At 71.3% G+C, this 19,352-nt stretch carries 18 protein-coding genes; 13 read left to right on the forward strand and 5 right to left on the reverse strand.

What is annotated here, in order from left to right; genetic code table 11:
* The first annotated feature begins 58 nt into the window (after nucleotides 1–58).
* Entirely contained in the window at nucleotides 59–574 is a 516-nt protein-coding gene (locus tag OG520_RS36995) for a DUF6328 family protein (RefSeq protein ID WP_406016027.1), read from the forward strand.
* A 24-nt stretch (nucleotides 575–598) separates the two neighbouring features.
* Here OG520_RS36995 and OG520_RS37000 read toward each other — a convergent pair whose 3' ends face one another.
* Nucleotides 599–1,426 carry a VOC family protein gene (locus OG520_RS37000; protein ID WP_406016028.1) on the reverse strand — a complete coding sequence of 276 codons (828 nt, stop codon included), beginning with the start codon at nucleotides 1,424–1,426 and terminating at the stop codon, nucleotides 599–601.
* Nucleotides 1,427–1,562: 136 nt separating this feature from the next.
* Nucleotides 1,563–1,895 carry a DUF6479 family protein gene (locus OG520_RS37005; RefSeq protein WP_399331492.1) on the reverse strand — a complete coding sequence of 111 codons (333 nt, stop codon included), beginning with the start codon at nucleotides 1,893–1,895 and terminating at the stop codon, nucleotides 1,563–1,565.
* 259 nt (nucleotides 1,896–2,154) lie between these two features.
* Between OG520_RS37005 and OG520_RS37010 the strand changes: the two genes are divergently transcribed.
* The 7 genes from OG520_RS37010 to OG520_RS37040 all read left to right on the forward strand — a co-directional run bounded on the left by OG520_RS37010 (nucleotide 2,155) and on the right by OG520_RS37040 (nucleotide 11,018).
* Nucleotides 2,155–2,544 carry a hypothetical protein gene (locus OG520_RS37010; protein ID WP_385327790.1) on the forward strand — a complete coding sequence of 130 codons (390 nt, stop codon included), beginning with the start codon at nucleotides 2,155–2,157 and terminating at the stop codon, nucleotides 2,542–2,544.
* Between the two features lie 115 nt (nucleotides 2,545–2,659).
* Nucleotides 2,660–3,226 carry a 2Fe-2S iron-sulfur cluster-binding protein gene (locus OG520_RS37015; RefSeq protein WP_406016029.1) on the forward strand — a complete coding sequence of 189 codons (567 nt, stop codon included), beginning with the start codon at nucleotides 2,660–2,662 and terminating at the stop codon, nucleotides 3,224–3,226.
* Nucleotides 3,223–4,209, forward strand: coding sequence for an FAD binding domain-containing protein (locus OG520_RS37020; RefSeq protein WP_399331496.1), 987 nt, complete (start codon nucleotides 3,223–3,225; stop codon nucleotides 4,207–4,209). The genes OG520_RS37015 and OG520_RS37020 overlap by 4 nt, the downstream gene beginning before the upstream one ends.
* A gap of 42 nt (nucleotides 4,210–4,251) precedes the next feature.
* The gene (locus tag OG520_RS37025) at nucleotides 4,252–6,351 is read left to right on the forward strand and encodes a xanthine dehydrogenase family protein molybdopterin-binding subunit (RefSeq protein ID WP_406016030.1); all 2,100 of its coding nucleotides are present in this window, start codon (nucleotides 4,252–4,254) and stop codon (nucleotides 6,349–6,351) included.
* 150 nt (nucleotides 6,352–6,501) lie between these two features.
* On the forward strand, nucleotides 6,502–7,005 hold the full coding sequence (locus tag OG520_RS37030) for an ATP-binding protein (protein ID WP_266423892.1): 504 nt from the start codon (nucleotides 6,502–6,504) through the stop codon (nucleotides 7,003–7,005).
* Nucleotides 7,006–7,183: 178 nt separating this feature from the next.
* Entirely contained in the window at nucleotides 7,184–8,608 is a 1,425-nt protein-coding gene (locus OG520_RS37035) for an NADP-dependent succinic semialdehyde dehydrogenase (protein ID WP_399331500.1), read from the forward strand.
* Nucleotides 8,609–8,630: 22 nt separating this feature from the next.
* Nucleotides 8,631–11,018, forward strand: a complete 2,388-nt coding sequence (locus OG520_RS37040) for a phosphoketolase (RefSeq protein WP_406016031.1) — start codon at nucleotides 8,631–8,633, stop codon at nucleotides 11,016–11,018.
* 27 nt (nucleotides 11,019–11,045) lie between these two features.
* Here OG520_RS37040 and OG520_RS37045 read toward each other — a convergent pair whose 3' ends face one another.
* The gene (locus OG520_RS37045) at nucleotides 11,046–11,369 is read right to left on the reverse strand and encodes a plasmid stabilization protein (RefSeq protein ID WP_266423899.1); all 324 of its coding nucleotides are present in this window, start codon (nucleotides 11,367–11,369) and stop codon (nucleotides 11,046–11,048) included.
* Between the two features lie 136 nt (nucleotides 11,370–11,505).
* On the reverse strand, nucleotides 11,506–12,621 hold the full coding sequence (locus OG520_RS37050; protein ID WP_406016032.1) for a chemotaxis protein: 1,116 nt from the start codon (nucleotides 12,619–12,621) through the stop codon (nucleotides 11,506–11,508).
* Between the two features lie 503 nt (nucleotides 12,622–13,124).
* Between OG520_RS37050 and OG520_RS37055 the strand changes: the two genes are divergently transcribed.
* Both OG520_RS37055 and glsA read left to right on the forward strand, forming a co-directional pair.
* Entirely contained in the window at nucleotides 13,125–13,691 is a 567-nt protein-coding gene (locus OG520_RS37055) for a hypothetical protein (protein WP_406016033.1), read from the forward strand.
* Nucleotides 13,692–13,703: 12 nt separating this feature from the next.
* A complete protein-coding gene (glsA, locus tag OG520_RS37060; protein WP_399331508.1) occupies nucleotides 13,704–15,053 on the forward strand; it encodes a glutaminase A in 1,350 nt (449 codons plus the stop codon).
* Nucleotides 15,054–15,154: 101 nt separating this feature from the next.
* Here the strand turns inward: glsA and OG520_RS37065 are convergent, their stop codons facing one another.
* On the reverse strand, nucleotides 15,155–15,979 hold the full coding sequence (locus tag OG520_RS37065) for an endonuclease I family protein (protein WP_406016034.1): 825 nt from the start codon (nucleotides 15,977–15,979) through the stop codon (nucleotides 15,155–15,157).
* A 250-nt stretch (nucleotides 15,980–16,229) separates the two neighbouring features.
* Between OG520_RS37065 and OG520_RS37070 the strand changes: the two genes are divergently transcribed.
* The 3 genes from OG520_RS37070 (at nucleotide 16,230) to OG520_RS37080 (ending at nucleotide 18,985) form a co-directional block, all read left to right on the forward strand.
* Nucleotides 16,230–16,430, forward strand: coding sequence for a hypothetical protein (locus OG520_RS37070; protein ID WP_266423914.1), 201 nt, complete (start codon nucleotides 16,230–16,232; stop codon nucleotides 16,428–16,430).
* An 85-nt stretch (nucleotides 16,431–16,515) separates the two neighbouring features.
* Nucleotides 16,516–17,673, forward strand: a complete 1,158-nt coding sequence (locus OG520_RS37075) for a methyltransferase (RefSeq protein WP_406016035.1) — start codon at nucleotides 16,516–16,518, stop codon at nucleotides 17,671–17,673.
* Between the two features lie 121 nt (nucleotides 17,674–17,794).
* Nucleotides 17,795–18,985 carry an acyl-CoA dehydrogenase family protein gene (locus tag OG520_RS37080; protein ID WP_406016036.1) on the forward strand — a complete coding sequence of 397 codons (1,191 nt, stop codon included), beginning with the start codon at nucleotides 17,795–17,797 and terminating at the stop codon, nucleotides 18,983–18,985.
* The last annotated feature ends 367 nt before the right edge of the window (nucleotides 18,986–19,352 follow it).

Consider the following 19,352-nt stretch of genomic DNA (forward strand, 5'->3'; position numbering starts at 1 on the left):
GCTACGGTGGGGGAGGGGGGAACGCGAAGTACTCCGGGTATTCGGACGGAGGCTCCCGGTGACCTCGACAGCACGTCTTCCCGACAGTCAGGGCAGCGACCACGGCCGCCACGAGACGCCCGAGGAACGAGCGGACCGGCGGTGGACCGATCTGCTCCAGGAACTGCGCGTGGCCCAGACCGGCGTCCAGATCCTGTTCGGCTTCCTGCTCGCCGTCGTCTTCCAGCCCCGCTTCGCCGAGCTCTCGGACACCGACCGCACCATCTACGTGGTCACCGTGCTGCTGGGATCGGCCACCGCCGCCGCCCTGATCGGGCCCGTCTCGTACCACCGGCTGCTGACCGGACGGCGGCTCAAACCGCAGACGGTCACCTGGGCCTCACGCATGACCGTGCTCGGGCTCGTCCTGCTGTTCTGCACCATGTGCTCCGCCCTGCTGCTCATCCTGCGGGTGGCCCTGCACAACTCCGTCGCCCTGTGGCTGGTCGGCGGCATGGCGCTGTGGTTCCTGATCTGCTGGTTCGTCTTCCCGGCCTGGGCGCTGGCCCGCTCCTCGTCCGGGCACGAGAAATGACCGCGGCGCGGGGGAACGGAACAGTCAGCCGGAATCGCCCGACGCGAGCCCCCGGACATCCGTGACCGTGAAGAGGCCGCCGTCCGGGTCCAGCAGGGTCGCCTCGCTGCCCCGAGCCAGCGGTCGCTGCTCGACCAGGCTGCCGCCGTACTCCCTCGCCGCAGCGACCGTGGCCGCCACATCGGTGACGGGGAAGTGCACCTGCCAGTGCGGGCGGACCAGCGGATCGGGCGCCGCCTCCACCGCACCGGAGCTGATCCGGGCGAGCCGGCGCCCGTCGCAGTCGACGATGACCTCGTCCTTCTCGTACGACACCTCGCAGCACCCCGGGCGCCCGCTCGCCCAGTCGAGCACCTCTCCGTAGAAGATCGCCGCGTCGAAGGCGTTCCTGGTGTGCAGACGCAGCCAGGCGTGCGAACGGTCGTCCGGCGCGCGCGGCGAGGTCGCGGGCTCGGTCCGCTCCCAGATACCGAACACCGCACCGTCCCGGTCCGCCGCCAGCGCCCCGCGCCCCTTGCCGAGCGCCATCGGCCCCACGGCGACTGTGCCGCTGCGCTCACGGATGCGTGAGGCGGCCGCGTCGGCGTCGGCGACGGCGAAATAGGGCGTCCAGGCCACGGCCACCCGGTAGGCGGTCGCCACCGCGCCGATGCCCGCGACCGGTACGTCGCCCCGGCGTGCGACCGAGAACTCCTGCCCCAGCTTGCCCGGACGGAAGGTCCACCCCAGCACGGCGGTGTAGAACTCCTGCGCCGATTCCAGATCGCGGGTCATGAGGTTGACCCAGCAGGGCGCTGCGGATCCGGTCAGCGGCGCCGGTGTCGGCGCCCTCCCCGGGTGGCTTCCGGTCATGGTCCTACTGCCTTCATCGGTTCCTAGGTCTGGGTCCGCGCGTGGCCGTCGGGCCCTCACCAGCCTCACCGGGGGCGGCCGCCCCCGCAACACGCGACGCCCTTCCCCGAGGACCGCTGCCGGAGAGGTCCGAGGGTCAGTCGCGCTGCTCGTCGGTCTCGCGACGGATGGTCTCGCTCCCGTGGTCGCCGAGCTCATAGGGCGAAAGGCCACGGCCGTCGGGCGGGAAGTGGTCGTCGCCGTGCACATCGCGTTCCTCGATGTGGCTGCGGTGGTCCGGCCGTGGTGGCTGCTCGTCGGGTCTGGGCGGTGGCAGCTCCTCGGCCCGGCGCCGCTTCCCCAGCCAGACCGCGCCGATCAACACGGCCACCAGCACCACTCCGACAATGCCCATCACCGACCCGGTCGCGCCCCGGCCGTCGGCAAGGATGAGGGCCAGCGAACTCAGGTCTGCGCTCGAAACGTCCATGCTTGCCGGATACCCCGAGGCGGAGGCCTCAGTCGATAATTCATATGAATTCATGTTTTAAGTGGATATGAACTAAAAGGTGTTTCGCGTCGAGCGGCCGCGATCGGCTCGTGCGCCGGCGGTCTCGTGTCGCCGTCGCCCTGTCACGGGGTGAGCCTGGAGACAGCCTCGAATCGCCTCAGGGGCACGGCGCCCGCCGCCGGGGCCATCGGTCCCGGGCGCGGGGCGCGCGGCGGAACACCGAGCGGAAGGAACCGCGGTGAACACCATCAAGGAGAAGCAGACGGAGGAGAGCGGGTACGGCCAGGAGGTCTCGGTCGTCATCAGCGGGTGCGAGAAGGCCGACGCGCGGATGGTCTTCGACGTGCTGCGCGCCGCGTTCACCACCGACCGGGCCTCGGTCGACGTACCGCAGAATCTTGCGGGGAAGCGCCCCACCGCTTGGGTGGTGACCGTCGATGTCACCGAGGCGAGGGTGGTCTCGGGGCCGGTCGCGCTCGGTGCGCCCGTGAGCGTCGATGTGCAGGGCGGCTACTGGGCGGTGGAGCGGCTCCGCCAGAGCCTGGCACACGCCTTCGACGTAAAGGTCGTCGGGACCGTCTCCGGTGACCAGGAGGAAGAGGTGCGGCTGCGTCTGGCGAGCCGGTAGACCGATGGGCCGACAGTCCGGAGGGCCACGGCCCGGCGGCGGGGCAATGAGGCGGGAAGCCACCGCACGTCTGGTAGAAAGCGGACAAAAGACCACCCCTGAAAGGTGCGAGTGCGTGGACCCCTCTCACGGGCGGGACGACGGTGCGCAACAGCCGGGAGCAACCGGTGACCGTTCCACCCTGACCCTGCAGATCAACGGAACCGAGCGGACGCTCACGCTCGACCACCGCACCACCGTCCTGGACGCCCTGCGCGAGCATCTCGACCTCACCGGTGCGAAGAAGGGCTGCGACCACGGACAGTGCGGGGCGTGCACCGTCATCGTCGACGGGCGGCGCGCCAACAGCTGCCTGCTGCTCGCCGTCGCCCACGACGGCGCCGCCATCACCACCGTCGAGGGCCTCGCCGAAGGCGACCTCCTCCACCCCCTCCAGGAAGCCTTCCTGGACTGTGACGCCCTGCAATGCGGCTACTGCACCCCCGGCCAGATCTGCTCGGCCGTCGGCATGCTCGGCGAGGCGGCGGACGGCTTCCCGTCCCATGTCACACCCCGGAGCGCACCCGTATCGGCCCCGGCACCGCTCGGCGCCGACGAGATCCGTGAGCGGATGAGCGGCAACCTGTGCCGCTGCGGCGCGTACCCCCGTATCGTCGAGGCGATCGAGGACGTGGCGCCGTGAAGCCCTTCGCCTATCTCCGTGCCCGGTCCACCGAGGAAGCGGTCCAGGAGGGCGCCGCCCGCCCCGGCGCCGCGTTCCTCGGCGGCGGCACCAACCTCGTCGACCTGATGAAGCTCGGTGTCGAAGCCCCCGAGCTGCTCATCGACATCCGTCGGCTGCCGCTGGACCACGTGGCCGACACCGCGGACGGCGGCCTGCGGATCGGCGCGACGGTGCGCAACAGTGACCTGGCCGCCCATCCCGCGGTACGCACCCGGTACCCCGCCCTGTCACAGGCGTTGCTCTCCGGCGCCTCCGGGCAGCTCCGCAACACCGCCACGACCGGCGGCAACCTGCTGCAACGCACCCGTTGCCCGTACTTCCAGGACACCTCCAAGCCGTGCAACAAGCGGGAACCCGGCACCGGCTGCCCGGCCCGCGACAGCGCCCAGCGCGATCTCGCCGTACTCGGCCACTCCGCGCAGTGCGTCGCCACCCACCCGTCCGACATGGCCGTCGCCCTGTCCGCCCTCGACGCCACCGTCCACCTGCACGGACCGGACGGCGTGCGGACCGTGCCCGCCACCGGATTCCACCGCCTGCCCGGCGACACCCCGGACCGGGACACCGAGATCCGGCCGGGCGAACTCATCACCGAAGTGACCCTGCCGCCGAGCCCCGGCGGCGCCGCCTCCCTCTACCGCAAGGCCCGCGACCGCGCCTCCTTCGCCTTCGCCCTCGCGTCCGTCGCCGCCGTACTGAGCGTCCGCGACGGCCGGATCGAGCACGCCGCGCTGGCCTTCGGCGGACTCGCCCACCGGCCCTGGCGCGCACGGGCCGCCGAGGACGTGCTCCGCGGCGCACCGGCCACCGACGAGACCTTCGCACGGGCCGTGGACGCCGAACTCACCGCGGCCCGGCCGCTGCGCGACAACGCGTTCAAGGTGGGCCTCGCCCGCAATCTGGCCGTCGGCGCACTCGCCGAACTCGCCGCCGACAGCTGAGCCACCGCACCCACGCCGACCCCCTGCCGTGAGGACCCCGTCATGAGCCAGGCCCCGCCACCACTGGGCACCCCCGTCGTCCGCCGTGAGGGCCGGGACAAGGTCACGGGCACCGCCCGCTACGCCGCCGAGCACACCCCGCCGGGGTGTCTGTACGGCCGGCCCGTCCCCGCCACGATCGCCCGCGGCCGCGTCGACGCCATCCGCGCGGACGAGGCACTGGCCCTGCCGGGTGTGCTCGCCGTACTCACCCATGACAACGCGCCCCGGCTGAAGGAGCCCGACGACCCGATCCTCGCCGTCCTCCAGAACGACCTGGTCCCGCACCGGGGCTGGCCCGTCGCGCTCGTGGTGGCCGACACCCCGGAGGGTGCCCGCGCCGGGGCCGAGGCGCTGCGGATCACGTACGAGACCAGCGGTCACGACGTCCTGCTGACCGAGGACCACCCCGGCCTCTACATCCCGGAGACGGTCAACGGCGGCTTCCCTGCCGTCCGCGAACGCGGCGACACTGACCGGGCCTTCGCCACGGCACCCGTGCAGGTCGACGCCACCTACACCGTCGGTGCCCTGCACAACCACCCCATGGAACCGCACGCCACGACGGCGCAGTGGGGCGAGGACGGACATCTGACCGTCCACGACTCCAGCCAGGGCTCCACCAAGGTCCGCGACAGCCTCGCGACCGCGTTCGGACTCCGGCCCCAGCAGATCACCGCCGTCTCCGAGCACGTCGGCGGCGGCTTCGGGTCCAAGGGCACCCCACGCCCGCAGACCGTCCTGGCCGCCATGGCCGCGCGTCACACCGGGCGCCCCGTCAAGATCGCGCTGCCCCGCCGCCAGATGGCCGCCGTGGTCGGCCATCGCGCACCCACCATCCAGCACGTCCGGCTCGGCGCCGACCTCGACGGCACCCTCACCGCGATCGACCACGAGATCATCACCCACACGTCCACCGTCAAGGAGTTCGTGGAGCAGGCGGCCGTACCGACCCGGATCATGTACGGCTCCGGCACCAGCCGCACCGCCCACCGGGTGGTCGCCCTGGACGTGCCGAGCCCCTCCTGGATGCGTGCACCGGGCGAGGCACCGGGCATGTACGCGCTCGAATCCGCCATGGACGAACTCGCCTCGGCCCTCGGCATGGACCCTGTCGAACTGCGCATCCGCAACGACCCGGCGAACGAACCGGACTCCGGACGCGCGTTCAGCAGCCGCGGCCTGGCCGCCTGTCTGGAGAAGGGCGCCGCACGCTTCGGCTGGTACGACCGGGATCCGCGCCCCGCTTCCCGCGAGGAGGGGCCGCTGCTGCTCGGCACGGGCGTCGCCGCCGCCACGTACCCCGTGTACATCGCCGCGTCCAGCGCCTCGGCGCACGCGGCCCCCGACGGCTCGTACCGCATCCGGGTCAACGCCACCGACATCGGCACCGGCGCCCGCACCGTGCTCGCGCAGATCGCGGCCGACGTCCTGGGCACCCCCGTGGAGAACGTCCGGATCGACATCGGCAGCAGCGAACTGCCCGACGCCCCGCTGGCGGGCGGCTCATCGGGCACCGCGTCCTGGGGCTGGTCCGTGCACAAGGCGTGCACCCTCCTGCGGCGGCAGCTGCGTGAGCGCACCGGACCGGTCCCGGCCGACGGGCTCACCGTCACCGCGGACACCCAGCAGGAGACCGCGAAGGAATCCCCGTACTCACGCCATGCGTTCGGTGCGCACTTCGCCGAAGTCGCCGTGCACACACTGACCGGAGAGGTGCGAGTGCGCCGGATGCTCGGCGTCTTCGCCGCCGGACGCATCCTCAACTCCCGTACCGCGCGCTCCCAGTTCATCGGCGGCATGACCATGGGGATCGGCATGGCACTGACCGAGGCCTGCACCATGGACCCCGTCTTCGGCGACTTCACCGAGAACGATCTCGCCTCCTACCATGTGCCGGCCTGCGCCGATGTGCCGGAGATCGAGGCGCACTGGATCGACGAAAAGGATCCGCATCTCAACCCGATGGGCAGCAAGGGCATCGGCGAGATCGGCATCGTCGGCGCCGCGGCAGCCATCGGCAACGCCGTCCGGCACGCCACCGGTATCAGACTGCGCAGCCTCCCGCTCACCCCGGACGCGCTGTTGCCGTATCTGCTGTGACCTGGGCGGTCGTCCCCTGTGTTGCGGGACCGGTTCCGCCGGGTCACTCTGTTGAGTGACCCATAAGTGACATCTGCTCACTCTTCGTGTTCGGAGGTCGTTCGTCCGACAGGGCGAAGCCAGTGAGCCTCGATGTGAGGAGCCTCGACGATGACCGTTCCACTCGACCGGCACTATCTGGTCGAACTCCAGGTTTCGACAGAGCGTGTGTCCCAGCTGCGGCGAATAATCGCGGCACACCTCCGCCACTGGAGTCTCGAACTCCACGTCCGGCCGGTGTGCCGGGGCGTGGAGGAGCTGCTGACCAATGTCCACCGGCATGTCGGTGACGACAACAACTGCGTCGTCGAACTCCGCTGGTCCGGGCGGCATCTCACGGTCTCCGTCGCCGACAACGGCTCCGAGATGCCGAAGCTGCTCAGCACCGGCGGCGGTGGCCTGAGCAGGGTCATGGCCCTGAGCGACAGCTGGGGCACCTGCCGCACGGCCGAGGGCAAGGTCGTCTGGTTCACCAGGTACGCCGAGGAGCCGTACAGCGTCGACCTGACGCCGCTCTCGCCGCTGCCCGGTGTGCGCGAGTCCCGCCGCTCGCCCGACACGGTCGCCGCCCCCGTCGCCGAGCCCGCGACGGCAGCCGACCCCGCTCTCGTCTGAGACGGGCCACCGGGACCGCCGGCTTGCGCCCCGCTGAAACGCCTCCCCGCCCGGCGCGGACGACGTGCACACGGCAGGCACGGACCGCGCCGGTCGGGTGTCCGCCCGGCGGGGCCCGCGTTGCGGCGCGGCGCACGGCGCGGCACGGTCGAAGAACCGAGGCTAGGAGGACACGGCCATGCCCATCGCGACGGTCAATCCCGCGAACGGTGAAACCCTCAGAACGTTCGAAGCGCTGGACGAGGCGGGGATCGAGCAGCGCCTCGACGCCGCCGACGCCGCGTTCAGGCAGTACCGGACCACCGGCTTCGCCGAACGGGCCCGTCTGCTGCACCAGGCCGCGGGGCTGCTCGACGAGGACCAGCAGGACATCGCGCGCACCATGACCACCGAAATGGGCAAACCCGTCAAGGCGGCCCGCGCGGAGGCCGCCAAATGCGCGAAGGCCATGCGCTGGTACGCGGCCCACGCGGAGGAACTCCTCGCGGACGAGCATCCGTCCGCCGCCGATGTGCGGGACTCCGGCGCCTCCCGGGCCTACGTCCACTACCGGCCGCTCGGCGCCGTGCTCGCCGTGATGCCGTGGAACTTCCCGCTCTGGCAGGTCGTACGGTTCGCCGCCCCGGCCCTCATGGCGGGGAACGTCGGCCTGCTCAAGCACGCCTCCAACGTCCCACAGACGGCGATGTATCTGGAGGGCCTGTTCCGCCGGGCCGGATTCCCGCCGGGGTGCTTCCAGACCCTGCTGGTGGGGTCGGGGGCGGTCGAGTCGATCCTGCGGGACCGCCGGGTCGCCGCGGCCACCCTCACCGGCAGCGAACCGGCCGGCCGCTCGGTCGCGTCGATCGCCGGCGACGAGGTGAAACACACCGTCCTGGAGCTGGGCGGCAGCGACCCGTATCTCGTCATGCCGTCGGCGGACGTCGCCAGGGCCGCCCGCACCGCCGTCACCGCGCGGGTACAGAACAACGGGCAGTCCTGCATCGCCGCCAAACGGTTCATCGTGCACACGGAGGTGTACGAGGAGTTCGCCGAGCGGTTCACCGTGGGCATGAGCGATCTGACGGTCGGCGACCCGATGCAGGAGTCCACCGACATCGGACCGCTCGCCAGCGAACAGGGCCGCACCGACCTGGAGGAGCTGGTGGACGACGCGGTGCGGCAGGGCGCGAGCGCGCTCTGTGGGGGCGGCAGGCCCGACGGTCTGGCCCCGGAGCTGGAACGCGGCTGGTTCTACGCCCCCACCGTCCTCGCCGGGATCACCCCCGCCATGCGCATCCACCGCGAGGAGACCTTCGGGCCCGTCGCCTCGCTCTACCGGGTCGACGGACTGGACGAAGCCGTGGCGCTCGCCAACGACAGCCCCTTCGGCCTCAGTTCCAATGTATGGACCCGCGACCCGGACGAGGCGCGTCGCTGCGTACGCGATCTGGAGGCGGGCGGTGTCTTCTTCAACGGCATGACGGCGTCCCATCCCGCGCTGCCCTTCGGCGGCGTCAAGCGCTCCGGCTACGGGCGTGAGCTCGCCGGTCAGGGCATCCGCGCATTCTGCAACGCGACCACGGTCTGGTACGGCCCCGAGCCCGTCGGCGCCACGTCCTAGAGCCCTTCGGCTGGAGACATCCATGAGCAACGCCCCCGCCCCGGCAGCCCCGTCCGGCCCGTCCGACGAAGAGATCGCGGAACTCGACGCGCACTGGCGGGCCGCCAACTACCTGGCCGTCGGCCAGATCTATCTGATGGCCAACCCGCTTCTGACCCGGCCGCTCGCCCGGGAGGACATCAAGCCGCGGCTGCTCGGCCACTGGGGCACCTCGCCCGGACTGAACCTGGTCCACACCCACCTCAACCGGGTCATCAGGTCCCGCGGCGTCCAGGGCCTCTGCGTCTGGGGCCCCGGCCACGGCGGACCCGCCGTCCTCGCCAACTCCTGGCTGGAGGGCAGCTACTCGGAGACGTACCCCGACGTCGGCCGCGACGCCGAAGGCATGGGGCTGCTGTTCAAGCAGTTCTCCTTCCCCGGCGGGGTGCCCAGCCACGTGGCACCGGAGACACCCGGCTCCATCCACGAGGGCGGCGAACTCGGCTACGCCCTCACCCACGCCTACGGGGCCGCCCTCGACCACCCCGACCTGCTCGTCACCTGCGTCATCGGCGACGGCGAGGCCGAGACCGGACCGCTCGCCGCGTCCTGGCACTCCAACAAGTTCCTCGATCCGGTGCACGACGGAGCCGTCCTCCCGGTCCTCCACCTCAACGGCTACAAGATCGCCAACCCGACCGTGCTCGCCCGCCTCCCCGAGACGGAGCTCGACGCCCTGCTGCGCGGCTACGGGCACGACCCCCTGTACGTCGGCGGCGACGACCCGCTCAACGTCCACCGGGCGATGGCCGCCGCGATGGACCGGGCCGTCGACCGGATCCGGGAGCTCCAGGACGCAGCCCGCACCGGCGGCGACACCGGCCGCCCGCACTGGCCGATGATCGTGCTGCGCACCCCCAAGGGCTGGACCGGCCCGGTGGAGGTCGACGGGGTGCCCGTCGAGGGCACCTGGCGCGCCCATCAGGTCCCGCTGCCCGGGGTCCGGGACAACCCGGACCACCTGCGGCAGCTGGAGGCGTGGATGCGTTCCTACCGGCCCGAGGAGCTCTTCGACGCGTCGGGGCGGCCCGGAGCCCAGGTGCTCGCCTGCGTTCCCGAGGGCGACGCCCGGCTCGGCTCGACCCCGTACGCCAACGGCGGTCTGCTCCTGCGCGACCTGCCCATCCCGCCGCTGGACGACCACGCCGTCGAGGTCGACAAGCCCGGCACCGTGCTGCACGAGCCGACGCGGGTGCTCGGCGGTCTGCTGGAGGCCGTCATGGCCGCCACCGACGAGCGCCGCGACTTCCGTGTCGTGGGCCCCGACGAAACCGCCTCGAACCGGCTCGACGCCCTCTACGGCGCCACCGCCAAGGCATGGCAGGAACGGACGCTGCCCACCGACGAGCACCTCTCCCGCGACGGCCGCGTCATGGAGGTGCTCTCCGAGCATCTGTGCCAGGGCTGGCTGGAGGGATACCTGCTCACCGGGCGGCACGGTCTCTTCTCCTGCTACGAGGCGTTCGCCCACATCGTCGACTCGATGGTCAACCAGCACATCAAATGGCTCAGGACATCCCGCCGGCTGGCCTGGCGCCGCCCCATCGCCTCGCTCAACTACCTGCTCACCTCGCACGTCTGGCGCCAGGACCACAACGGGTTCTCCCACCAGGACCCGGGTTTCGTCGACCACATCCTCAACAAGAGCCCCGAGGTCGTACGGGTCTATCTGCCGCCGGACGCCAACACCCTGCTCTCCGTCGCCGACCATGCGCTGCGCAGCCGCGACTACGTCAATGTGATCGTGGCCGGCAAACAGCCGTCCTTCGACTGGCTCACCATGGACCAGGCCCGCGCGCACTGCGCGCGCGGCGCCGGTGTGTGGGAGTGGGCGGGTACGGAGGACGGCAGCCGCGAACCCGACGTGGTGCTCGCCTGCGCCGGTGACGTACCCACGCTGGAGACACTGGCCGCCGCCGACCTGCTGCGCAGGCACCTGCCGGAACTGGCGGTACGGGTGGTGAACGTGGTCGACATGGCGCGGCTGTTGCCGCGCGAGGAGCACCCGCATGGAATGCCGGACTCCGAGTACGACGCGGTATTCACCAGGGACACCCCCGTGATCTTCGCCTACCACGGCTATCCGTGGCTGATCCACCGGCTCGCCTACCGGCGGGCGGGCCATGCGCAGCTGCATGTGCGGGGCTACAAGGAGGAGGGCACCACCACGACGCCCTTCGACATGGTGGTCCGCAACGACCTGGACCGCTACCGGCTGGTCATGGACGTCATCGACCGGGTGCCCGGCCTCGGTGTGCGGGCCGTGGCGGTACGCCAGGCGATGGCGGATGTCCGCACCCGCCATCACGCCTGGATCCGTGAGCACGGCACGGACCTGCCCGAGGTGGCCGGCTGGACCTGGAGCGGCTGACACCGCCCCGGTTCCCACGACGTGGGCTCAGCGGCCGACCGCGCGTGCCAGCTGGGCCTTCGTCATGTTCGACCGCCCGTGGATGTTCTTCTTCCTCGCCTCTTCGTAGAGCTGGTCGCGGGTCGGCCCTTCCGCTCCGCTGCGGGAGCGCAGACCGCCGCGCCGCGAGGACGACATGTCCTCGATGGAGGTACGGCTCGCCGTCCTCGACTCACCGGCGCGGGCGCGTGCCTTGTTGACCGTACGGGCCGCGATCTCCTCGGCCCGTTCCTCGCTGACGCCGCGCTCCTGCGCGCTCTCCTTGATGTGCTCGTACTGCCGTTCCCGCTTGGCGTCGTATCCGCGTGGCATGGTGCGATCACCTCTCTCCCTGGGACCTGCCTCGGGGCCCGGCGGGGCCCCTCCTCAGTCTCCCAGCGACCCCACGGGCCCGCACGCCTGAGGCGTGCGGGCCCGTGGGAGGGGTTGCGGCGTCGCGCCGGTCCGTTCAGTAGCGCAGCGTCGCCGCGATCCGTCCGTGCTCCGCGAGCGAGTCGTCCGGGAGGAAGACCACGTCGGCGCCGCTGTCCAGGGCCGCCTCGACGAGCTCGTCCACGATGTCCTCACGGACCGCGCCGTCCGTGAGGTCCGCGGCTTCGCCGCTCACCGGTTCCAGGTGCTCGTCCGTCACCCGAACGGTCTGCTGGAAGTGCTCCTCCACCGCGACCAGCCCGGCACGGCCCTCTCGCACGGCGGCCCACACCTCGTCGAGACCGCCGGCGAAGGCACGACGGCCGCGGGCCTCGTCCAGCTTGCCGTCGATCTCCGCCGCGAACCGCTGCTGCCGTTCGTCGAGCGCCGGCCGCAGCTCCTTGAGCAGGTCGCCCGGCGTCATGTCGGCAGGCGCACCCTTGGTGACCCGGCCGACGGCCGACTTGGCGCCCTCGCCGACCTCGTCCAGCAGAGCGAGCGCGGGGGCGAGGCCCATCAGATAGAGCGGCCGCGGGTCCGCGGCCAGCACCGCGCGCAGCTTCTCGTCGACCGTGCGCAGGAAATTGCGCGTCTCCTCGTCGCTGAAGGTGCTCGGGGTGTCGCCGATCCGCTCCTCGCGCTGTGGGTTGGGCGCCTCCTGCGGAGCAGCCAGCGGGAACCCGCCTGCCTGCTCCTCGCGCAGGGCGTCCGTCGTGCCGCTCCACAGGACCGCCCGGTCGGCCGACACGGTGAGCGCCCAGAACGGCTGGGCCTGTGCCTTCGCGGCGACCAGGTTGCGGGTCAGATAGGTGTCGCTGAGCACCACCCGTTCGGGCGCGGTGCGCGGAAGCTGCCAGATCTGGTGCTCGTCGGCGGTGACGAGGAGGACCAGGGCGTCCAGGGCCCGGCGGGGGTCCACCTCGGTGACCGCCCGGTCGAGCTGCTCCTTGAGCGCGGTCCGGGCCTCGCGGGTGACCTCGGGGTCCGCTTCCAGCCGCCCGGCGGCCTCGGCCACCAGGTTGCGCAGCCGAACGGCGTCCTGGGCATTGTCCGGAGCACGGCGGTGGGTCGGCATGGTCAGGGACAGGGCCGGATAGGGCTTGACCGCTCGCAGTTCCTGCAACAGGCCGGCGGTCAGGGCGTCCGTATCCATCGTTCTCTCCCAGGGTTTCGGCCGGTATCCGCTCCCGAGCGAAGCGGGTGAATTCGACGAGTCAATTCATACCTTTTGATCCTAATATGGGCGAGTTCTTCATTGTTGTTCTCAGGAGGTGCATGCGATGTCCACGCTCACTGTGTGGAAGTTCCAGTCGGCCGGGGCGCGGAGAGCATGGAGACATCGCTCAAGTCCCTTCAGGAGGAGGGGGTGACACCGGGCACTTCGGCCCTGTTCCTGCTGACCACGAACGAGGCGCCCGACCGGACCGGCGACGCGCGCCCGACGGCGGTGCCGAACTGCTCCACAGCAACCTGGACGCGCGGAGCGCGGAGCGGCCGCGCGAGGCCTTCGGTGGCGAAGCGGCCTGACCGGCCGGGGGAGAGCGGCGACCGCGCTCTCCCGGACTTGTCCCCTCCTCTCCTCCCTCATGCCCCCATCCCTCCTGCCTTTCCCTGTCCCTCCCTCTTCCCAGGCCCTTGCGAGCAGATGGAGCGTCCGTGAACCCGACCAGTCCCTTGCGGCACGCCCTCGGCGGCCGCGCAGCCCGCAGTCTGACCCTGGCCGTGCTGGCCGCGGTTATCATCACCGGTACCGCCGCCTGCGGCGGCTCCAACACCACCTCGTCGGGCACGGCCAGGAGTACCCGTACGATCTCCCCCGAACCGGCCAAGACCCCCTCCGCGAGTCCCACTCCCCGTACCCAGCGGGAATTTGCCGCCTCGGTCTCCGCCGCTGCCGAGCGCAACCGACAGCAGGCGGTGAAGCAGCTCGCGGGCGTGCAGGGCCGGGGCAACGCGGTCAAGGACGTCTCGGTGACCGGGCAGCCGGTCGCGAAGTCCGAGCAGTTCCGCAGCGCCCTCGTCCGCGTCACCAACCCCACGGACAAGGCCGCCTTCTACGCCGTCAAGGTGGACTTCGTCGACGCGTCCGGGAAGGTGCTCGACTCCGTGGTGCTCGGCTTCCCGGACGCCCCGCCCGGACGGACCGTCAGCCAGCATGCCAACAGCCGGAAGGCGGTCGGCGTCAAGACCTTCCCCCGGATCGCCCAGGCCGAGCGCAGCTGACGGCCGGGCCGGGTGAGTGCCGCCGCCGGCGCCGTCACCGACGCCCTGCGGGAACTGCACACACGGTTCACCGGGCTGCGGGACGGCCGACCCGCCGACTACATTCCGCAGTTGGCCCTGAGCGACCCGGATGCCTTCGGGCTGGCGCTGATCAGCATGGACGGCCACCGTTACAGCGCGGGTGACGCCGAGGCCCCGTTCACCATGCAGTCCGTGTCGAAACCGTTCGTCTACGCCCTCGCCCTGTCCGTCCTCGGGCTCGACGAGGTGGGCCGCTGGGTCAATGCCGAGCCCAGCGGCGAGGCGTACAACGCCATCAGCCTGGAACCGGACACCGGGCGACCCGACAACGCCATGGTCAACGCGGGGGCCATCATCACCACCGCGCTGATCCCGGACACCCCCGATGCCCCGAGGTTCGACCGCATCCTCGACTGCCTGAGCCGGTTCGCCGGCCGGCGGCTGGACGTGGACGAGCAGGTGTACGCCTCCGAGGCCGCCACCGGCGACCGCAACCGCGCCCTCGCCTACCTGATCCGGAGCACCGGCCCGCTGCCCGTCGACCCGGTCGCGGCGGTCGAGACGTACTTCAGGCAGTGCGCGGTCCGGGTCACCGCACTGGACCTGGCCGCGATGGCCGCCACCCTCGCGCACGGCGGCGTGAACCCGCTCACCGGTGACCCGGTGGTCCCGGGGCCGGTGGCCGCGCAGGTGCTGGCGGTGATGGCGACCTGCGGCATGTACGACGCCTCGGGCGACTGGCTGCTGCGCGTCGGGCTGCCCGCGAAGAGCGGTGTGTCCGGTGGGCTGATCGCCGCCGGCCCCGCGCGGTTCGGCCTGGCGACCTACAGTCCGCGGCTGGACCCGACCGGCACCTCGGTGCGCGGCCGCGCTGCGCTCGGCGCCCTGTCGGAGCGGCTCGGGCTGCATCTGATGCACAATCCGGCGCTGGCCGGTACCACCGTCACGCTCGTCGCCACCGCCGACGAGCTGCCCTCCGCCGGGGCCGCTCCGCAGGACCGTGTCCCGCGCGAACGGGTCGCCGTCGTCGCCGCCCAGGGCGCCATCGACTTCACCGCGGCCGAGCGGGTGCTGTACGCGCTGGACGAGTCGCGCCCCCGGGCGACGGAACCGGTCGTGCTGGACCTGGGACAGGTGACCGGCGTCGACGGGGTGGCTCGGGCGATGCTGCGCGGCGGGCTCGGCCGGATCGCGGCGGACGGGGTGCGCACCGCCGTCGCCGACCCGGCGCACCGGCTCGCCCTGCCCGGCCCCGGACGGCAGGACGGACCGACGGCCCTGCGGTGCTTCGCCACCCGTGCGGAGGCCGTGAACTGGTGCACGGGCGGCGGGCCCGGCTGAGCGCCGCCGCCCGCGCCGTCACGTCGACGGGCGGGCCGGCGACGTGACGGGGGCGGCAACGGGTCCGGCGGATGTCCGCCGGTCGTCCGGGGCGCTCGGGTCTACCAGATGGACTCGACCCACTCGGGGTGATCGATGAACGGGTTCCGGTTGTGCTGGTACTGGTCGAATATGACGTCGTTGCGCCGCTTCTCGAAGGTGTCCGGCGGGTCCTCCTGGCTCCACGTCTTCAGTACCGACAGGCGGCCGATGTTCGGGGCGGAGCCGTTGGACACCTTTTCGTTGGGTTCCAGGTCGGGGAACGAGTCGTCGCCCTCGTAGCGCACCGCCATGTAGAGGAGCATGCGGGCCACATCGCCCTTGACCGCGTCTCGCGGCTCGAAGGAGTCACTGTCGGTGTAGTTGCCCGGTGCGCCGCTGACCGCGCTGCCGCCGTTGTCGAAGTCCTTGTTGCCGCGGATCGAATTGACGGTGACATCCTCCGGGCGCAGGTGGTGGATGTCGGTGCCGGGGCCGGTGGCGGTGCCGAAGTCGCCGTGGGACTTGGCCCAGACGTGCTCGCGGTTCCAGTCCCCGACCGCGCCGCCGTTGGAGTTCTTGGACTGGGAACGTCCGGTGTAGAGGAGGATCACGTTCGAGCTGTTGGCGGGGTCCTCGTCGGTGTCCTTGAGGGCGTCCCAGACCTGGCTGTAGGAGAGCTTGGTCTGGTTGCTGATGATCTCGTGCAGGGCGCTCTTCAGCTGGGTCCCGGTCTTGCCGAGCGCGTCCTGGTAGTACGTGTCGTCGAGTACCCGCAGCGGTGTCGCGGTGGTGTGCGTGGCCTCGGGCGTGGCGGCCGGTGCGGCGGCGGCGGTGCCGCCGAGCACCGCGAAGGCGGCAAGGGTCGCCAGCAGCGGGCGCCGGTAACGAAGGTGACGACGGGACATGTGGGGTGTCCTCTCCGGAAATGCGTGCGCCACGACACCGTCACAAGGTGGGGGGCGGCGCCGCGGCGATCGTGTGGTACGTGGTAGCCGGGAGCCTTCCACACGCACCGTGACCATGGTGTGAACAGTGCGTACCTATCATGTGCAGGTCAAGTGATGGCTCGGCTGCGACGCCGGGAGCGGATCGTGGGGCCTCGGATGCGGCGGACCTGGCGCGGGGCGAGAATGACCGAAAGGACGAGGAGGCGGCATGAGCGACGAGCCCGAATCCGTATTCGCATCTCGGGGAGTGACTCCCGACAGCCTCTTGCACACCGGCGGCAGCGACAATCCGTCGGCAGAGGACCTGGTGCTCGCCTCCGGGCGGGACCTGACTCCGAAGAATCTTCAGTGGGCGGAGCGCAGGCTCGCCCGGGAGGGCCGGTCGGCGATCGACAAGGCGTTGCCGTAGCGGGACACGGCGGTCCGGTGGCCCGGTGGCCGGCGCGCGGGGAGTGTGTGGGCGCTCCCCGCGGCTCGGCTAGCCTGGGTGCACAATGAACCGTTTGACGACGTCAGGGGCCGGGTTCGAGCTCGCCCGCTACCCCGAGGACCCGCGCGACCCGTTCCGCGCCTGGGACGCTGCCGATGAGTACCTGCTGCGGCGACTGGAAGGGGCCGACGGGACGGATCCGGTCGATCTGTCGGGCGCCGTGGTCGTGGTGGGCGACCGCTGGGGCGCGCTGAGCACCGTACTCGCCGGGCACCGGCCCGTACAGATCACCGACTCCTACCTGGCGCAGCGCGCGACCCTGGCGAATCTGGACCGCAACGGGGTGGCCGCGGACGCGGTACGCCTGCTGTCGGCCAGGGACGCGCCGCCGGACCGCATCGACGTCCTGCTGGTACGTGTTCCGAAGAGCCTCGCGCTCCTGGAGGACCAGCTGCACCGGCTCGCGCCGGCCGTCCACCCGGGCACCGTGGTGATCGGCACCGGGATGGTCAAGGAGATCCACACCTCCACCCTCAAGCTCTTCGAGCGGATCATCGGTCCGACCCGTACCTCCCTGGCCGTCAAGAAGGCCCGGCTCATCTTCAGCACTCCGGGCCCGGGAACGGCCCGTACGCCCAGCCCCTGGCCGTACCACTACGACCTGCCCGAGGGGCTCGGCCCGGTCTCCGGCCGGACCGTCACCAACCACGCCGGGATCTTCTGCGCCGAGCGCCTCGACATCGGCACCCGGTTCTTCCTCGGTCATCTCCCCGCGCGCAGCGGCCCCGACCGGGTCGTCGACCTCGGCTGCGGGAACGGCGTCGTCGGGCTGGCCGCGGCGCTCGCCAACCCCGAGTCGGCGGTCACCTTCATCGACGAGTCGTACCAGGCGGTCGCCTCCGCGGAGGAGACCTTCCGGGCCAACACCGGCCCGGACGCCAAGGCCGAGTTCCTGGTCGGCGACGGGCCGGCGCAACTGCCGCCCGCCAGTGTGGACCTGGTCCTCAACAACCCGCCGTTCCACTCCCACCAGGCCACCACCGACGCGACGGCCCGCACCATGTTCCACGGGGCCCGCACCGCACTGCGGCCCGGCGGCGAACTGTGGGTCGTCGGCAACCGGCACCTCGGCTACCACACCCGGCTCCGTCGCATCTTCGGCAACTGCGTCACGGTCGCCGGTGACCCGAAGTTCGTCGTGCTGCGAGCCGTCAAACGCTGACCCCCGCCGTCGGGCGCCGACCCTGCCGGAACCGTCCCGGCCCTTCCGGATTCTTGCAACACGTTCTACTGTGTGCGCCGCCGCACACGGACGACGCGACCGCGAGACTCCCGGAGGGGCCGTGCACCTCGAATACACGCCTGAACAGCAGCAGTTGCGCGCCGAGCTGCGCAGCTACTTCGCCGGGCTGGTCCCCGACGACGCATACGCACGCTACGCCGCCCCGGCGGCCCAGAAGACCTTCTACCGGGAGACGATCCGCCGCCTCGGCACCGACGGCTGGCTCGGCGTCGGCTGGCCGACGGAGTACGGCGGACGCGGACTGTCCCCGATGGAACAGTTCATCTTCTTCGACGAGGCCGCACAGGCGGGCGTCCCGCTGCCGCTGATGGCCCTCAACACCGTCGGCCCGACGATCATGCGGTACGGCACCGACGAGCAGAAGGCGTACTTCCTGCCGAAGATCCTCGCGGGCGAGATCGACTTCGCGATCGGATACAGCGAACCCGACGCGGGCACCGACCTCGCCGCCCTCAAGACCCGGGCCGTGCGCGAGGGCGACGAGGCCACCGGCCACTACACGGTCGACGGGCAGAAGATCTGGACGACCAACGGCGACACCGCGGACTGGGTCTGGCTCGCCGTCCGCACCGACCCGGACGCGGCGCCGCACAAGGGCATCACCATGCTGCTCGTCCCGACCACGGACCCCGGCTACTCCTGCACCCTGATCAACACCCTCGCCTCGCACGACACCACCGCCAGCTACTACGAGAACATCCGCGTCCCCGTCTCCCGCCGCGTCGGCGAGGAGAACAAGGGGTGGCGGCTCATCACCAACCAGCTCAACCACGAGCGCGTCACCCTCGCCGCCCACGGCACCATGGCGATCCGCGCCCTCCACAACGTCCAGCGCTGGGCATCGGACACCCGGCTCGCCGACGGCCGCCGCGTGATCGACCTCGGCTGGGTCCGCGCCCTGCTGGCCCGCACCCACACCAGGCTCGACGCCATGAAGCTCCTCAACTGGCAGATGGTCTCCGCGGTCCAGAACGGAACCCTCACCCCGCAGGACGCCTCCGCCGTCAAGGTCTACGGCTCCGAGGCACGGCGCGACGCCTATGCCTGGCTGATGGAGGTCGTCGGCTCGGCGGGACCGCTCAAGGAAGGCTCGGCGGGCGCCGTGCTCCACGGCGAACTGGAACGCGGGTACCGCTCCGCCGTCATCTTCACCTTCGGCGGCGGCAACAACGAGATCCAGCGGGAGATCATCTCCTGGATCGGCCTGGGGATGCCGCGCGTACGGCGGTGAGGACGGGTGACGCGGATTTCTAGTTGGCACGAAAGATGGATAGTTGGCACTGCGCAAACTGCACATAGTGATACGCAAGGGTGCGTAGGGCCCGCGATGAAGGCGAAAGGTGGACGTTATATCACTTTTGATCCTTCGTCGAGTTGGCGCCGTTCGTACGTGATTCGTCCGCGACGACTTCAGCCATCGAGACAGTCAGAGGGAGGCCCCGATCAAACGCGGTGCTGATGCGCGCGGCGTAGAGATCCAAGCGCCGCCGGAGGCGCAGCCGCGCACCCAGCGTTCCAGGACTGGCGGGGTTCAGCGCGCCGGCGCGGGAGGTGAGTTCCCGCGCGTTCCCTCCGCTGCTCAGTCGGGATGCCGAAGG

The sequence above is a fragment of the Streptomyces sp. NBC_00984 genome (genome assembly GCF_045162475.1).
GTDB lineage: Bacteria > Actinomycetota > Actinomycetes > Streptomycetales > Streptomycetaceae > Streptomyces.

What these genes read in the sequence shown, in the direction of transcription:
- OG520_RS37000 (WP_406016028.1), bottom strand. Translation starts at nt 1,426, where the DNA reads ATGACCGGAAGCCACCCGGGGAGGGCGCCGACACCGGCGCCGCTGACC.
- OG520_RS37005 (WP_399331492.1), bottom strand. Translation starts at nt 1,895, where the DNA reads ATGGACGTTTCGAGCGCAGACCTGAGTTCGCTGGCCCTCATCCTTGCC.
- OG520_RS37025 (WP_406016030.1), top strand. Translation starts at nt 4,252, where the DNA reads ATGAGCCAGGCCCCGCCACCACTGGGCACCCCCGTCGTCCGCCGTGAG.
- OG520_RS37030 (WP_266423892.1), top strand. Translation starts at nt 6,502, where the DNA reads ATGACCGTTCCACTCGACCGGCACTATCTGGTCGAACTCCAGGTTTCG.
- OG520_RS37035 (WP_399331500.1), top strand. Translation starts at nt 7,184, where the DNA reads ATGCCCATCGCGACGGTCAATCCCGCGAACGGTGAAACCCTCAGAACG.
- OG520_RS37040 (WP_406016031.1), top strand. Translation starts at nt 8,631, where the DNA reads ATGAGCAACGCCCCCGCCCCGGCAGCCCCGTCCGGCCCGTCCGACGAA.
- OG520_RS37045 (WP_266423899.1), bottom strand. Translation starts at nt 11,369, where the DNA reads ATGCCACGCGGATACGACGCCAAGCGGGAACGGCAGTACGAGCACATC.
- OG520_RS37050 (WP_406016032.1), bottom strand. Translation starts at nt 12,621, where the DNA reads ATGGATACGGACGCCCTGACCGCCGGCCTGTTGCAGGAACTGCGAGCG.
- OG520_RS37065 (WP_406016034.1), bottom strand. Translation starts at nt 15,979, where the DNA reads ATGTCCCGTCGTCACCTTCGTTACCGGCGCCCGCTGCTGGCGACCCTT.
- OG520_RS37070 (WP_266423914.1), top strand. Translation starts at nt 16,230, where the DNA reads ATGAGCGACGAGCCCGAATCCGTATTCGCATCTCGGGGAGTGACTCCC.
- OG520_RS37075 (WP_406016035.1), top strand. Translation starts at nt 16,516, where the DNA reads ATGAACCGTTTGACGACGTCAGGGGCCGGGTTCGAGCTCGCCCGCTAC.